Source organism: Tepidiphilus sp. HLB4, assembly GCF_054823945.1.
On record NZ_JSYB01000080.1, the window covers coordinates 1 to 260 of the forward strand.

Genomic DNA, 260 nt, shown 5'->3' on the forward strand with positions numbered 1-260 from the left:
TTGTAGCTGGCGTCGTGGCGGGCGTTCATGGTCACTTTTCAAAGACGTCTTCGAGACACTGCGCATCAAGCACCCGGTCGGCCCAGGTTTCGAGCACTTCGGGCGTGGCATCGTGCAGGCGCTGGCGCGCCCACTCGGACAAGGGACCGAAGCGATGCGTGAGCATGCGCTGCAGCAGAAGCGCCTCGCCCTGCAAGACGCCTTTCTGCAGCCCCTGTTGCAGCGCGCTTTGCTCGCGCTGACGGATTTGTTCTTTGATG

The 260-nt window shown here is 62.3% G+C and carries 1 protein-coding gene; it reads right to left on the reverse strand.

Features of this window, described 5'->3' with window-relative positions; all coding sequences use genetic code 11:
• Positions 1 to 31 precede the first annotated feature (31 nt).
• Positions 32 to 260, reverse strand: a 229-nt coding sequence (locus OA56_RS09915; RefSeq protein ID WP_461585058.1) for a DUF4351 domain-containing protein, incomplete at its 5' end; no start/stop codon positions are given.